The following is a 14,526-nucleotide window of genomic DNA, read 5'->3' on the forward strand; positions in this document are numbered from 1 at the left end:
CGCCTGACGGGGTGCTCGGGCGCTTCGGCGCCCGAGCACCCCGTCTGCGCGTCGGAGCGAGTCCATAGTCTCGCGTTCCACCCGTACCAGCTCGAGCAGAGGCAGGAAACCTCATGAGTTCAATCACCGGCGTCTCGGTGGCCGACGCACCCGGCCCCGACGACGGTCACACCCCCGGGGAGGGCCCCGGCGAACGCGCCCCCTCTGGTGACCGCGCAGCGACGGGCCGCAGGGGCGACATGATCTTCGGTGGCCTCGCGCGCGGCGCGGGCCTCCTCGTCGTCGTCCTCGTCGCGCTCGTCGGAGCCTTCCTCGTCATCCAGGCGGTTCCCGCCATCATGGACGACCACTCGAACTTCCTCACCTCCCAGGACTGGGACGTCGACTCGAGCCCAATGCACTTCGGCATCGCCCGTCTGCTGTGGGTGACGGTCACCTCCTCGGTGCTCGCCATGCTCATCGCCGTGCCGCTCGCCGTGTGCATCGCGCTGTTCCTCACGCAGTACGCGCCGAAGTGGCTGGCGAAGCCGGGCGCTGCGCTCATCGACCTGCTGGCGGCCGTGCCGTCCATCGTCTACGGCCTGTGGGGCGTGTTCACCGTCGGTCAGTACTTCGACCCGGTGGCCAAGGTCATTCAGGACGTGCTGGGCTGGTGCCCCCTGTTCGCCAAGACGGACACCTCCCCCGCGAGCACCATCGCCTTCGTCTCGATCATCCTCGCCATCATGATCCTGCCGATCATCACGGCCCTGACGCGTGAGGTCTTCGCGCAGACGCCGCAGGCCCACAAGGATGCGGCGACGGCGCTCGGCGCGACGAAGTGGGAGGTCATCCGCACCGCGGTGCTCCCCTTCGGCAAGCCCGGCATCATCAGCGCGTCCATGCTCGGCCTCGGGCGCGCGCTCGGTGAGACCGTCGCCGTCATGATGATCGTCTCCGCCCTCAACGGAAGCGAGGGTTGGAACTTCTCGATCTTCAAGGGCGGTGAGACCTTCGCCTCGAAGATCGCCAACAACGCCGGCGAGTTCGACAACCCCTCGAAGACGGGGGCCTTCATCGCGGCGGGCCTCGTCCTGTTCATCCTGACGTTCGTCGTCAACGCGATCGCCCGTGTCGTCATCGAGCGCAGGAAGGCGTTCACCGAATGAGCACCGCAGCCCACTCCCTCGAGAAGAACCCCGCTCCCGAGCCCCGGTCGAAGAACTCGCTCTCCGGCAAGGGCCAGTCCGGCGGCCGCGCGACGAAGAACACGATCGCCACCGTCGTCATGTGGGCCGCGTTCCTCGTCGCCCTCGTACCGCTCGTGTGGATCATCGCCACCGTCATCATGAAGGGCGGCGAGCTGCTCCTGCACGTCGACTGGTGGACGAAGAGCCAGCGCGGCGTCGGCCGCCGCGAGGTCGCCGGCGGCGCCGCCCACGCCATCCAGGGCACCCTCATCCAGGCCTTCGTCACGGCTCTCATCGCCGTGCCGATCGGCGTGATGACCGCCGTCTACCTCGTCGAGTACGGCCGCGGCCGTGCCGCGAAGATCGTCAGCTTCATGGTCGACATCCTCACCGGTGTCCCCTCCATCGTCGCCGCGCTGTTCGTCTACGCCGTGTGGGTGACGACGTTCGGCTTCGACCGCATCCCGTTCGCCGTGTGCCTGGCGCTCGTGCTGCTCATGGTTCCCGTCGTCGTGCGCTCCACGGAGGAGATGTTGAAGCTCGTGCCGAACGAGCTGCGCGAGGCCGCGTACGCCCTCGGCGTGCCGAAGTGGAAGACGATCCTCAAGATCGTGCTCCCGACGGCGTTCTCCGGCATCGTCACCGGTGTGCTGCTCGGCCTCGCCCGCGTCATGGGCGAGACGGCACCGCTCATCATCCTCGCGCCTTACTTCAAGTCGCTGTCGACGAACCTGTTCGGCGGCCTCATGGGCACGCTGCCGACGATGATCTACAACGGCAAGGACAACATGGCCGTCGACGCCTCCGCGCAGCGCGTGTGGGCGGCGGCGTGCACCCTCATCCTCCTCATCCTTCTTCTCAACCTGCTGGGCCGCTTCATCAGCCGCTTCAGCAAGGTCAAGAACTGACATCCGCTCGCGCGGATACGACTCGTAAAGGAACCCGAGTTCAATGAGCAAGCGGATCGACGTTCACAACCTCAACGTCTACTACGGCGACTTCCTCGCCGTGAACGATGTCTCCATGACGGTCGAGCCCCGCTCGATCACGGCCTTCATCGGCCCGTCGGGCTGCGGCAAGTCCACGTTCCTGCGCACCCTCAACCGCATGCACGAGGTCATCCCCGGCGGCCGCGTCGAGGGCCAGGTGCTCCTCGACGACGAGGACTTGTACGCGCCGGGCGTCGACCCGGTGGCGGTGCGCCGCACCGTCGGCATGGTATTCCAGCGCCCCAACCCGTTCCCGACGATGTCGATCGGTGACAACGTCGTCGCGGGTCTGCGCCTCAACGGCGTGAAGGACAAGAAGGTGCTCGCCGAGAAGACGGAGCAGTCGCTGCGTGGCGCGAACCTGTGGAACGAGGTCAAGGATCGCCTCGACAAGCCGGGTGCCGGCCTGTCGGGCGGTCAGCAGCAGCGTCTGTGCATCGCGCGTGCCATCGCGGTGTCGCCGGACGTGCTCCTCATGGACGAGCCGTGCTCGGCTCTCGACCCGATCTCGACGCTCGCCATCGAGGATCTGATGCTGGAGCTGAAGAAGGACTACACGATCGTCATCGTCACGCACAACATGCAGCAGGCGGCGCGTGTGGCTGACCGGACGGCGTTCTTCAACCTCGAGGCGACGGGCAAGCCCGGCATGCTCGTCGAGATGAACGACACGCAGAAGATGTTCAGCAACCCGGATCAGCGGGCGACCGAGGACTACATCTCCGGTCGCTTCGGCTGACAGCCGGGCGAAAGGGCCGTGAGGACCGGGGCGCAGCGAAGCGAGCACCGGCCCGGCGCGGCCCTCCGAGCCCGTCAGGTGAAAGCGAAAGGGTGCCGAGGACACGAACGAAGCGAGGTCCGCAGGCGCCCCCGAGCTCAGCCCGAGAAGCACTGCTGATCCATCGTGCGTTGTGCGCCCCCCACCGTCGTGACGGTGGGGGGCGCCTGCGTTGCCGGGCAGCGTTCCTGCGGCGTCAACCTGACTTCACGCTGGGAGGCGCTGCAGGCGTCGCTGCACGTCGGGATGCAGAATGACTCACATCACATATGAGCGGGGGCTATGACCGTGTGCCGATCGAGTTTCCCTGGGGCGCAACCCTCTTCGGCATAGCGCGAGCCGGCGCTGAACATCGTGCCCGGGGTCGGGCAAATCGACTCAATGCTTCAGGGGCCGTTCATCCCGATTTCATGCACACTGTGCTTGTGCCGAAGGATGCAACTCGTATTGGAACGTGGTCGCGCAAGTCGCTGCTCAAGAACCGCAAGAAGCAGGCGATCGCGCGCGGCGCTCACCCGACCCCTGACGAGATCGTCTTCTCGGACACCCCGGGAATCGTCGACGACGGCAACTTCAGCTACGGCGTCTGCCACGTCTGCGACTGGAAGGGCGGTGGGCGTCGCGCCCGCGAGAAGGCCCGCCGCGACGCGGCGGAGCACTACCTCCTGGCGCACTGACCACCACGGCACGGTCGAATGCCAATACATCCCGGCGCTTCGCCGCTCGCGATGAGGTGCGGTAGCGGCGCAGGGGATGGCCGCGCCGCGAGAGATGTGAGACACGCTGGACCGGGAGCGCCTCTCGGCACTAGGCCGCTCGTAGCGGCTGAATTTGGGACCCGGGGCTGCCGCGGCCCAGCGTGCTCATCCACCTTAACGAACATCACCGGCCCTCGCATTCCCGGCGGCTGCGAGAAACGTCACGCAGTGCAGTGTCGTCCCGGAGCCGGCGACGCCTGGCGAGGCGTCACCACCGGTCGAGACCAGACAGCGCAACCCATGAACCGGTCGAGATGCACCGCTCGAGACGGGCCGCCCGGGTCGAATGACCTGAGTCGAGTCAGTCGGGTCGGATCAGTCAAGGTTGCCGATGCGCCAGGCGGAGGCGGCCTTCGTCAGGTCACGGGCTGTGTCGCCGAGCCGTGCGGCGCTGAGCGCCTCGCGCGCGGCCAGGGCATCGTCATGGCCGTCGTGACGCTCGGCGCGTTCGGCCCGGCCGGAGGCGACGACGCGACAGAAGGCTGCGGCGCGTTCGAGCGCGACGGCGAAGTCGCCGGTGTAGGCGCCCTCGAGGATGCGGTCGGCGAGCGCCTTGATCTCGGCAGGTCCGCTCGGGTCGGCCGATCCCGCGACGGCGTGGGAGACGTGAGCGTGCCGGATACCGGCGTTGTAGTCGCCCGCGGCGCCTACAGCGTCGCGGCGCACCCATTCGCGCAGCGTGTAGAGGCGCCACAGCACGCCGGGCAGGCTGACGGCGGGGCGCCCGGCCCACAGCTGCGCGAGCGTCGACAAGCCGATCTCGTCCGTCAGCGCGATGAGCCGGGCCGTCACCTCCGGGTCCGCGTTGGTGCGCCCGGCGCCGACGAGGATGGCGGCGCTCTCGTGCGCGATGGCGGTGACATCGGCGGGGTCGGGTGCTCCCTCGAACGCCTGGAACTCGCGGTCGGTGAAGAACAACGGCTTGTGGTGGGAACGCGTCACGGGTACGGCTGGCTCCTTCGGTGCCTCGACGAGGCGTCGAGTGCGTCATCGGGTCAACGACGCGCGGGCGGGCGGCATTCCGCCGGGCGCCGTCGAGACATCCGCCGGACGCCGTCGCCGCGAACTCCACAGGGTCGCACCGGGCGGCACGACCCTGCTACGGGTCAGCGGACGATGGCCACCCCGTCGGCCGGGATGACGACGCGCACTCCCCCGCCGTCGGCGGGGCGCTCGTCGACGATGTGCCATGCGGCGATGACACGGTCGGCGTCGATCGTCGTCGCCTCGCCCGAGAGGTTGACGACGACGCGGCAGTCGCCGCGGTGCACCGTCACGACGCTCGTCGGGCCCTGGCCGTCACCCTCGACCCGGCTCGTGCCGAGGGTCGGGTCGGACAGGTCGGGCACCTCGCGGCGCAGCCTGATGAGGGTGCGGTACCAGTCGAGCAGGAGCGACTGCTCGCCGTCGGGGTCGTCGATCTCGCTCCAGCGCAGCACCGAGTTGCGGAAGGTCGACTCCTCCTGGGGGTCGGGCACCGCGTCACCCCAGCCGTGGGCTGCGAACTCGGCCGCGCGCCCGCGTGAGGTGCCCTCGGCGATCTCGGGGTCGACGTGGTCGGTGAAGAACTGCCAGGGGGTCTGCGCACCGTACTCCTCACCCATGAAGAGCATCGGCGTGTACGGCGACGTCAGCAGCAGCGCTGCCGCGCAGGCCAGCCGGTCGACGCCGACGAGCTGCGACAGGCGCTCGCCCGTCGCGCGGTTGCCGACCTGATCGTGCGTCTGCAGAGACGCGACAAAGCGCCAACCCGGCGTCGCTTCGGGATCGACGGGGCGGCCGTGGCGGCGCTCGCGGAAGCTCGAGTACGTGCCGTCGTGGAAGAACGGCGTCGCGTACATCTTGGCGAGGGCCGCGGGGGCCGCGAAGTCCTCGTAGTAGCCCTGCGTCTCGCCGGTGAGCAGCACGTGCAGGGTGTGGTGGATGTCGTCGGCCCACTGCCCGCTCAGCCCGAGGCCGGCGCTGCCACCGTCGGCGACTGCGAGTCCGCGCTGACCCGAGCGCGGTTCGCGCGCACGCGGCGTGACGGTGGCCGGGTCGTTGCGGTCGGACTCGGCGACGACGACCACGTTGCGCCCCGTCTGCTCGGCGGCGAGTTCCAGTGCGGCCGTGAGCTCTTCGAGGATGTGGACGGCCGTGTCGTCGGCGAGCGCGTGGACGGCGTCAAGGCGGAACGCGTCGACGTGGAACTCGGTGAACCACATGAGCGCGTTCTCGATGATGAAGCGGCGCACCTCGTCACTCTGCGGGCCGTCGAGGTTGACGGCGGGGCCCCACGGCGTGTGGTGCAGCGCATTGAAGTAGGGGCCGAACTCGGGCAAGTAGTTGCCGCTCGGGCCGAGGTGATTGTAGACGACGTCGAGGCAGACGGCGAGGCCGCGCGCGTGGCACGCATCGACGAAGCGCTGGAAGGCGGCCGGGCCGCCGTAGGCGGCGCTCGTCGCGTACCAGTTGACACCGTCATAGCCCCAGTTTCGCTCTCCCGGAACGCCGTTCACCGGCAGGATCTCGACGTGTGTCACCCCGAGCGTCACGAGGTGATCGAGCCGTTCGATGGCCGAGTCGAACGTCCCGGATTCGGTGAACGTGCCGATGTGTAGCTCGTAGAAGACCGCGCCGCGCATCGCGTCGTCGTGCGAGGCCGCGTCCGCGTGGTGGCCGCGCCAACCGTCGTCCTGCCAGTCGTGGGCCGCGAGGTCGACGACCTCGCTGGGGCCGTGGATGCCCTCGGGCTGCAGCAGCGAACGCGGGTCGGGGCGCGGGTCGCCGCCGTCGATGCTGAAGGCGTACTCGCTGCCGACGCGCACCGGCTCGGGCGAATGCCACCAGCCGTTCTCGCCGGCCTTCATGGGCGCCTTCACGCCGTCCGCGACGAGGTGCACCATGCGCTCGGCGGCCGGCGCCCACACCGAGATCGTCTGGGTCGCGCCGTGAAAACCGGGCGAGGAGTAGGTGTTCATCGCTTCTCCTGAACGAGGACGTGGACGTGGCCGAACTCGTGGTCACCGAGATCGCCGAACGCGACCGGCGCGTCGGTGATGGTGAGGCGTTCGCCGGTGAAGGCGTGCCGCCACTCTCCGGCAGGCAGGCTGACGTGGGCATCGGCCAGCGCGCCCGTGCGCAGTGCCCGGGATGCAGCGCGCACCCCGATGACGGCGACGGCGAGCGGAGTCGCGTCCGCCTCGGCGGGCGTCGGTGCGTCAGTCTGCTCGCCGCCCTGGGCGCGCTTGACCAACTTGCTCACCTGACGCCCCGCGGCCTCGACGAGACGCCCGGCCTCGGCGATCTGACGGCGCACCACGGACGCTGCCGGCACCGTCCTCTCGAACGCGACGAGGAACTCGCTGTCGGACTCGAGTGGTTCGTAACCCGACCCCGGGTTCGCCGGCGCATGGACGTCCGCGGCGAGGCAACGCTGCACGAGGCGCGGACGCGAGCCCTCGACGTCAAGGAGCTGCTCGAGTTCGCCGTAGTCGACCGGGCGACGGTTGTCGGGGTCGACGAGGCTGAGCGTCGGACGTTCCGAGCCCTGGTAGGTGTCGGGGATGCCCGGAAGGAACAGCTCGAGCACCTTCTGCGTGTGCCCGGTCAGCGTGATCGCCTCGGCGTTCCGTCGACGCGCGTCGAGGAGGCTGCGGCGTAGATCCACGGCGAGCGTCTCGGCGGCCGGCGCCGATGCAGCGCTCTCCCCCGTTCGAGGGGCGGCGGCGTCGTCAGCCTCGAGGACAGCGGTGGCGAAGGCGAGCACCTGCTTCTCGTACGCCTCGTCGCCGTCGGTCCAGGCCGTGTAGACCTTCGCCTCGCGCAGCGCCTTCGTCAGGTACTCGCTCAGGCGATCCGCGTCGATGCCGAGATCGCGCCGCCCGTGGGCGGCGTCGGGTGCGGCGCCGTCAGCATCGGTGGTGTCGAACGGGCCGTAGGCGGTGGAGAATCCAGCGATGGTCTGCCACGCCAGCGCCGCCGCGGGCCGGTCGACGCCCATCGCGTCGGCGAGCGCGAACGCGGCGTCGCTGCACGCCGTCCACGCCTCGTCGTCACCGGCGATCGCGAGCAACGCCGCGCGAACGTCCTCGCTGCGCTTCGTGTCGTGCGTCGACAGCGTCGTCATCGTGCGCGGCCAGTATTCGGCGTTGTGCTGCGCCCAGGCGTTCAGACGGTGCGCGCCGGCGTCCACGAGGACGTCGACGTCGCCGCCGACCTCGTTAAGGGCGGTCAACGCGTGCCACCGGTAGAAGAGGGTGTCCTCGATCGACTTCGCCATGACCGGGCCCCACGTCTGCTGCAGACGCACCGCGAAGTCGGACGCGGCCGGCTCGATGTCGTCGAACTCGTCGGCCCCGGCGTGCGGACGCACGAGCGCGATGCGCTTGAGAGCATCGAGCTCGTCGGCCAGATCGGGGCGGGCCTCGCGCGCGGCCTCGAGCGCCTCGTCGAGGTGGTGCTTCGACTCCGGTGCCATGCGGGCGCCCGGGACGAGGTAGGCGCGGTAGACGGGCGCCGCGACGAGCAGCTCGACGATCGCGGCACGCAGTGCTTCGCGCTGCAGGTCGGGGCGCACCTCGGCGGCGCGACGCGTCAGCCGCTCGACCTCCGGCACGAGACCGTTCTCGACGACGAAGCGCTTCGCCTCGCGCGTCGCGACCTCGACGTCGCGGGCGTCGCCGTCACCGAGCGCACGCTGCCAGCATGCCTCGATCGTCGGGGCGGCGGCGTCATCGGCCAGCGCGGCGGTGATAGCGGCCATCGCGTCGTAACCCGTCGTGCCCGCGCAGGCCCAGTCGCTCGGCAGGTGCTCGCCCGGTTCGAGGATCTTCTCGACCCAGATCGGCGTGCCCCTGCGGCACTCCTGCGTCAGTCGCGCGAGGTATCCGGCCGGGTCGGCCAGTCCGTCCGGGTGGTCGATGCGGAAGCCGTCGATGTGGCCGGCGTGATGCAGTTCGAGCAGCAGCGCGTGCGTCGCGTCGAAGACGTCGTCGGTCTCGACGCGCACGGCGATGAGCTCGTTGACCTCGAAGAAGCGACGATAGTTGAGCACCGCGTCACGATCGCGCCAGAACGCGAGCCGGTAGTGCTGACGCTCGAGAAGCCGGGCGAGTTCGTCGCCCTGCGGCGCCTCGCCGATGCCGTCGAGGGAACCGTCGGCGACGGGGAAGACGTGTTCGTAGTAGCGGATCACGGGTTCGTCACCGCTGCGGTCGAGCGTGATCGAGCCGTCCGCGATCTCCTCGTCGAGCGGCTTGCCGAGAATCGGGACGCCGAGCGCGCCGTCGAGCGCGTCCCAGTCGACGTCGAACCAATGCGCCGTCGAGGCGTCCTTCCCCCCTGCCAGCAGCGCCCACAGCGGCGCGTTGCTCGACTCGGGCGCGACGAACGCCATGTGGTTCGGCACGACGTCGACGACGACACCGAGCCCCAGCTCGTGCGCGGCGTCGGCGAACCGCTCGAACGCTTCGCGTCCGCCCAGCTCCGGGTTGACACGGGTGTGGTCGAGCACGTCATAGCCGTGGACCGAACCGGGGACGGCGGTGAGGATCGGCGAGCAATAGGCGTGCGAGATGCCGAGCTTCTTCAGGTACGGCAACTGCGCGCGGGCAGCGTCGAACGGGAAGTCGGCGTGCAGCTGGAAGCGATAGGTGGACGTCACGGGCGCGCTCATGCCTCCAACCCCACCACCATTCGCGCGGAAAATCGAGTCGGGGCCGCAGCATCCCACCGCAGGGGTGAGGTGGGGCGTCAGTAGGTACGGGCCCGGGCTCGCCCGGCCCGCGTGAGGAGGTACGCGACGAGCAGCACGAGGACCCAGCCACTGCCGATGAGCGCCGCCTGACGCATGTCGTCGACCTCGAACGCGGTGGCCATCACGGCGAGCACGCCGACGACGCCGAGCGCCGCCGTCACACTGCCGCCGGGCAGGTGGACGCTGCCATCGACGTCGCCGCGGCGCTTGAACGCGATGAAGCTGGCGAGGGCGAGCAGCCACGTCACCATGACGGAGAAGATCGCGATGGAGGCGAGCTTGGTGAAGATGTCGGCCACCCCCGTCTGTGCGAGGTAGATCGCGAGGACGAGGCCGAACGTCGAGACGAGCGTGGCCGCGAGCGGCACTCCCCGCAACGTCGTGCGGGCGAGGAATCGTGGTGCGAGACGATCGACGGCGAGCGAGTGCACGAGCCGACCGGCGCCGTACAGCTGCGCATTGCCCGTGGACAGCGCGGCGACGAGGATGACGGCGTTCATGATGCCCGCGGCGGCCGGGAGCCCGACGGCGTCGAACGCCTTGACGAACGGGCTCGCCGTCAGGCCCTTCGCGGACGCGACGTCGGTCCAGGCGTTGAGCGTGACGATGAGACCCACCGCGATGACGTAGAACAACCCCAGCCGGGCGACGAGGGCGCGCATCGCGGTGCGGACGCTGCGGCGCGGGTCGTCGGCCTCGGCCGCGGTGATCGGCACGACCTCGACGCCGACGAAGGCGAACATCACGATCGACATCGACAACCAGATCGACTCCATACCGCCGGGCATGAACCCGCCGTGGTCGGTGAGGTGAGCGAACCCGGTGGCGGGATGGCCGGGCACGCCGAACAGCACGAGGACGAGCGCGACGAGGATGAACGCGACGAGAGCCGTCACCTTGAGCGCGGAGAAGACGACCTCGGCGCGGCCGAACGCGCGCACGGAGAGCAGGTTGATGACGATGATCGCGAGCGCCACGAGGGCGACGAACACGGAGAGCGACGTCTGCGGCCACCAGTACTGCAGATATGCGCCGGCCGCGACGACCTCGCCGCCGAGCGCGATGACGCTCGCCGCCCAGTAGCACCAGCGAGAGACGTAGCCGGCCCACTCCCCGAGGTAACGCCCCGCGGCGGCGCCGAAGCTGCCCGGCTCGGGGCGGGCGGTCGCCATCTCCGCCATGGCGAGGCCGATGACGGCGATGAGCAGCGCGCCCAGCGCATAGCTGACGACGGCCGCCGGGCCGGCCACCCCGATCGCCGCGCCGGAACCGAAGAACAGGCCCGTGCCGAGCGCCGAACCGAGACCGATCATCAGCATGGTGCGATGCCCGAGGCTGCGCGTCAGGCCACTCGAACCCTCTGAGCTCGCCGGGGCGTCCGTGCTCGCCGAGCCCTTGACCGCGTGGGCGCCGACCTGCTGATCCACCGTGTTCTCCTTCGACGAGCTGGGGTGAGGCGTGGCTGTCTCATTGAAAGCGTCGCGCTGGGCACGCTCGTGCGACACCGCGCCGGCCAACAACCGGGTCAGGGTACGTGCTCGACCCGAGCCCGTGCGTTCGGTGTTCGTCGTCAGGGGCTCCCCGTGCTCACAAGATTGGCTCGGCTGCTCTTCGTCCTTGGCCGGTATGCGGCTCTCGATGACCGCCGCTCGTCGCGGACACGCGTCAGCCCCCGAGGCGGTTGAGGCCGACCACGACGACGAGCGGGACGCCCGCCTCGTCGGAGGCGGCGAGGTCGACCTCCGCGTCGATCCCCCAGTCGTTGTCGTCATCGGGGTCGTGGATGACCTGGCGGATCTCCCATTTGTCGGGCTGCTCGGTGATGCGCAGCATCTTCGGCCCGCGGGCGTCCGCGTCGAGGAGGATCTCGTCATGCTCGTCGTAGTAGGCGCCGAGGTCGGCATCCCACGCGTCGGCATCCATGACGATCTCGGTCGGCGGGTCGGTCGTCGCCGCGACGGCTGCGTCGAGCGCGGCGAGGCCGTCGACGTCGTCGCGCGCTGCGAGCTCGACGCGCTTGAACATCGCCTTGCGGATGGCGACCTTCATCGCGCGCGGGTTGGCCGTGAGGGGACGCTGCTTCAGCACCGTCTCCTGCTGCACCGGCGCGTCACCCGGGTGCGTCAGGGCCTCCCACTCGTCGAGCAGGCTCGAGTCGGTCTGACGGATGACCTCCCCGAGCCACTCGATGAGGTCGGCGAGTTCCTCGTTCTTCTTCGACTCGGGCACGCTCTGACGCAGGGTGCGGTACGCGTCGGTGAGGTAGCGCAGGACGACGCCCTCGCTGCGCGCGAGGTCGTAGAAGCGGATGAGATCGCCGAAGCCCCAGGCATTCTCGTACATCTCGCGCACGACGGACTTGGGTGACAGTTCGTACATGCGCACCATCGGTTGGCTCTGCGCGTACGTCTCGAACGCCGCGTCGAGCAGGTCGGAGAGCGGCTTCGGCCACGTCACGTCCTCGAGGCGCTCCATGCGCTCGTCGTACTCGATGCCGTCGGCCTTCATCTCGGCGATCGCCACGCCGCGCGCCTTGTGCTGTTGCGCCATGAGCACCGGGCGAGGGTCGTCGAGGATCGACTCGATGACACTGACGACATCGACCGCGTAATCCTGTGCGTTCGTGCGCGCCGCAGCGCGTGCGCCCTCGTTCGTCGAGGTGTCGACCTCCGGCGCGTCACCGCGGGCGGGGGCGGCGTCGTCGGGACTCAGCATGTCGAGGACGGCGAGGGCGAACGGTGCGAGCGGCTGGTTGAGCGCGAAGTTGTCCTGCAGGTCGACCGTGAGGTCGACCTGGCGCCCGTCGGCCTGCGGTTCGTCGAGTCGCCGGACGACGCCGGCGGCCAGCATCTCGCGGTAGAGGCCGATCGCGCGGCGAGCGAGCTTCGCCTGCCCCTTGCGATCCTCGTGGTTGTCGCGCACGAGATCGCGCACGGCGACGAACGGGTCGCCGTCGCGGGCGATGAGGTTGAGCAGCATCGAGTGCGTGATGCGCATGCGACTGACGAGCGCTTCGGGCTCGCTCGCGACGATGCGCTCGAAGCTCTCCTCACTCCAGTTGATGAAACCCTCCGGCGGCTTCTTGCGCTGCACCTTCTTGAGCTTCTTCGGGTCGTCACCGGCCTTCGCGATGTTGCGTGTGTTCTCGATGACGTGCTCGGGCGCCTGGACGACCACGGTGCCGCTCGTGTCGAACCCCGCACGGCCGGCCCGCCCGGCGATCTGGTGGAACTCGCGCGACTTGAGCATGCGCTGGCGGGTGCCGTCGAACTTCGTCAGGCCGGAGAGCACGACGGTGCGGATCGGCACGTTGATGCCGACGCCGAGCGTGTCGGTGCCGCAGATCACCTTCAGCAGACCGGCCTGCGCGAGCGTCTCGACGAGACGGCGGTACTTCGGCAACATGCCGGCGTGGTGCACACCGATGCCGTGACGGATGAGTCGTGAGAGCGTCTTGCCGAAGCCGGTGGAGAAGCGGAAGTCGCCGATCATCTCGGCGATCCTGTCGCGATCCTCACGGGAGGCGACCTTGAGCGACATGAGCGCCTGCGCGTTCTCCAGCGCCTGGGCCTGCGTGAAGAACACGACGTAGACGGGCGCCTGACGCGTCTCGAGCAGCTCCTCGATCGTCTCGTTGAGTGGTGTCGTCGACCAGTGATAGCTGAGCGGCACGGGACGCTCGGCCCCCGCGACGGTGACGGAGGCGCGTCCGGTGCGACGCGTCATGTCCTCCTCGAAACGGCGCACGTCACCGAGCGTCGCGGACATGAGCAGGAACTGCGCCTGCGGCAGTTCGAGCAGCGGCACCTGCCACGCCCAGCCGCGATCGCCCTCGGAGTAGAAGTGGAACTCGTCCATGATGACGAGGCCGACGTCGGCGTCCTTGCCCTCGCGCAAGGCGATGTTGGCGAGGATCTCCGCGGTGCAGCAGATGATGGGCGCGTCGGCGTTGACCGAGGCATCGCCCGTCAGCATGCCGACGTGCTCGGCACCGAAGATCTCGCACAGCGCGAAGAACTTCTCGCTCACGAGAGCCTTGATCGGCGCTGTGTAGAAGCTCACCCGGTCGCCTGCGAGCGCCGCGAAGTGCGCCGCCGTCGCGACCATCGACTTACCCGAGCCCGTGGGCGTCGCGAGGATGACGTTCTTGCCGTCGAGCACCTCGATGATGGCCTCTTCCTGGTGCGGATAGAGGCTGAGGCCACGATCGCCCGCCCAGGCGGTGAACTCCTCGTAGATGCGGTCGGCGTCAAACGTCTTCGGCAACCGCTGCGTCAGCGTCTTGACGCGCGGGTTCGCCTCCCGCGCAGCGGCATCCGCGGACGCGGCGAAGTCGCCCGCGACGTCCTGCGCGCCGGGATGGACGGTCTCGACGGCGCCGGCCGCGGCGTCGTCGGGCGATTCGTTCGTCATGTCAGCCTTGCTGCTCGGTGTGGTCGACGGGGCATCCCGCTGCGCGAAGTCGTCGTGCGGGATCGCGGACGAGGTCGAGGGCGCGGCTCACCAGATGTGGCGCTGGCCCGGCAACAGCCGCAGGTCGCCGTACTCGAAGGTGCGCTTGCGCGATTTGCCCTTGCCCTTGACGGGCGCGAGCACCATGAGCTGCACACCCTCGGCGTGCTCGAGGTCGACGCGCACCGCGTCACCGAACTCGGGCACGACGACGTACAGGACGATGGCCGTCGCGCGCTGCGCGACCGTGCGGTTCTCGTTCTCGGCGCGCACCGCGAGGACGCGGCGCAGCTCGGCCAGCACCGCTTCGGGCTCGGGCTGCTCGCCCAGCGCGGCGGGGTCGGCGAAGACTATGTCGACGTCCGGCGCGACGGCCTGGTTGCTTGCGGCCGTCGGCTCACCGGTGGAGTCGATCGTCGGTTCGCCGTCGACCGACATCGCGAACGGGTAGAACTCGCCGTTCTTCTCGAGGTGCTCCATCGCCGCGCCGAGCGCTGCGGAGAGCAGTTCGTCGAGGTCGGCCTGCGCCTGCGGTGACGCGACGTCGCGCCACGTGCCGTTCGAGCGGTCGTCGGATGCTGCGGGGGTGTCGTTCACCATCGGTGCGCCTCCTCGGCGTCGGTGTGGTCGGGTTCTCCTCGTC

10 protein-coding genes are annotated in these 14,526 nt (G+C 69.4%); 4 read left to right on the forward strand and 6 right to left on the reverse strand.

Annotation, left to right across the window (positions count from 1 at the left end):
• The first annotated feature begins 113 nt into the window (after nucleotides 1-113).
• From pstC to J4Z35_RS07170, 4 genes are all read left to right on the forward strand, one after another.
• Nucleotides 114-1,148 carry a phosphate ABC transporter permease subunit PstC gene (gene pstC, locus J4Z35_RS07155; RefSeq protein ID WP_038569351.1) on the forward strand — a complete coding sequence of 345 codons (1,035 nt, stop codon included), beginning with the start codon at nucleotides 114-116 and terminating at the stop codon, nucleotides 1,146-1,148.
• A complete protein-coding gene (gene pstA / locus J4Z35_RS07160) occupies nucleotides 1,145-2,077 on the forward strand; it encodes a phosphate ABC transporter permease PstA (protein ID WP_006946437.1) in 933 nt (310 codons plus the stop codon). Before pstC ends, pstA begins: the two co-directional genes overlap by 4 nt.
• Before the next feature lie 43 nt (nucleotides 2,078-2,120).
• Complete coding sequence (pstB, locus tag J4Z35_RS07165) at nucleotides 2,121-2,897, forward strand: phosphate ABC transporter ATP-binding protein PstB (RefSeq protein ID WP_038569353.1); 777 nt, start codon at nucleotides 2,121-2,123, stop codon at nucleotides 2,895-2,897.
• A gap of 449 nt (nucleotides 2,898-3,346) precedes the next feature.
• Nucleotides 3,347-3,613: a hypothetical protein gene (locus J4Z35_RS07170; RefSeq protein WP_062258103.1), complete on the forward strand. Its 267-nt coding sequence runs from the start codon at nucleotides 3,347-3,349 to the stop codon at nucleotides 3,611-3,613.
• Nucleotides 3,614-4,009: 396 nt separating this feature from the next.
• Here J4Z35_RS07170 and J4Z35_RS07175 read toward each other — a convergent pair whose 3' ends face one another.
• The 6 genes from J4Z35_RS07175 to J4Z35_RS07200 all read right to left on the reverse strand — a co-directional run bounded on the left by J4Z35_RS07175 (nucleotide 4,010) and on the right by J4Z35_RS07200 (nucleotide 14,483).
• Nucleotides 4,010-4,636 carry a hypothetical protein gene (locus J4Z35_RS07175; protein ID WP_006946442.1) on the reverse strand — a complete coding sequence of 209 codons (627 nt, stop codon included), beginning with the start codon at nucleotides 4,634-4,636 and terminating at the stop codon, nucleotides 4,010-4,012.
• Between the two features lie 164 nt (nucleotides 4,637-4,800).
• Entirely contained in the window at nucleotides 4,801-6,654 is a 1,854-nt protein-coding gene (gene treZ, locus J4Z35_RS07180; RefSeq protein ID WP_006946412.1) for a malto-oligosyltrehalose trehalohydrolase, read from the reverse strand.
• Nucleotides 6,651-9,350 carry a malto-oligosyltrehalose synthase gene (gene treY / locus J4Z35_RS07185; protein ID WP_062258101.1) on the reverse strand — a complete coding sequence of 900 codons (2,700 nt, stop codon included), beginning with the start codon at nucleotides 9,348-9,350 and terminating at the stop codon, nucleotides 6,651-6,653. Before treY ends, treZ begins: the two co-directional genes overlap by 4 nt.
• A 77-nt stretch (nucleotides 9,351-9,427) precedes the next feature.
• Nucleotides 9,428-10,858, reverse strand: coding sequence for an amino acid permease (locus J4Z35_RS07190; protein WP_062258107.1), 1,431 nt, complete (start codon nucleotides 10,856-10,858; stop codon nucleotides 9,428-9,430).
• A gap of 238 nt (nucleotides 10,859-11,096) precedes the next feature.
• A complete protein-coding gene (locus J4Z35_RS07195) occupies nucleotides 11,097-13,844 on the reverse strand; it encodes a DEAD/DEAH box helicase (protein WP_197418888.1) in 2,748 nt (915 codons plus the stop codon).
• 87 nt (nucleotides 13,845-13,931) lie between these two features.
• On the reverse strand, nucleotides 13,932-14,483 hold the full coding sequence (locus J4Z35_RS07200; protein WP_074041005.1) for a hypothetical protein: 552 nt from the start codon (nucleotides 14,481-14,483) through the stop codon (nucleotides 13,932-13,934).
• Nucleotides 14,484-14,526: the final 43 nt, after the last annotated feature.

Origin of the sequence: Dermacoccus sp. NHGro5, from assembly GCF_017565385.1 — a bacterium.
Taxonomy (GTDB): Bacteria; Actinomycetota; Actinomycetes; order Actinomycetales; family Dermatophilaceae; genus Dermacoccus; species Dermacoccus nishinomiyaensis.

Bases quoted from the DNA above. Each gene is read 5' to 3' on its own strand.
- pstC (WP_038569351.1), top strand. From the start codon at position 114: ATGAGTTCAATCACCGGCGTCTCGGTGGCCGACGCACCCGGCCCCGAC.
- pstA (WP_006946437.1), top strand. From the start codon at position 1,145: ATGAGCACCGCAGCCCACTCCCTCGAGAAGAACCCCGCTCCCGAGCCC.
- pstB (WP_038569353.1), top strand. From the start codon at position 2,121: ATGAGCAAGCGGATCGACGTTCACAACCTCAACGTCTACTACGGCGAC.
- J4Z35_RS07170 (WP_062258103.1), top strand. From the start codon at position 3,347: ATGCACACTGTGCTTGTGCCGAAGGATGCAACTCGTATTGGAACGTGG.
- treZ (WP_006946412.1), bottom strand. From the start codon at position 6,654: ATGAACACCTACTCCTCGCCCGGTTTTCACGGCGCGACCCAGACGATC.
- treY (WP_062258101.1), bottom strand. From the start codon at position 9,350: ATGAGCGCGCCCGTGACGTCCACCTATCGCTTCCAGCTGCACGCCGAC.
- J4Z35_RS07195 (WP_197418888.1), bottom strand. From the start codon at position 13,844: ATGACGAACGAATCGCCCGACGACGCCGCGGCCGGCGCCGTCGAGACC.
- J4Z35_RS07200 (WP_074041005.1), bottom strand. From the start codon at position 14,483: ATGGTGAACGACACCCCCGCAGCATCCGACGACCGCTCGAACGGCACG.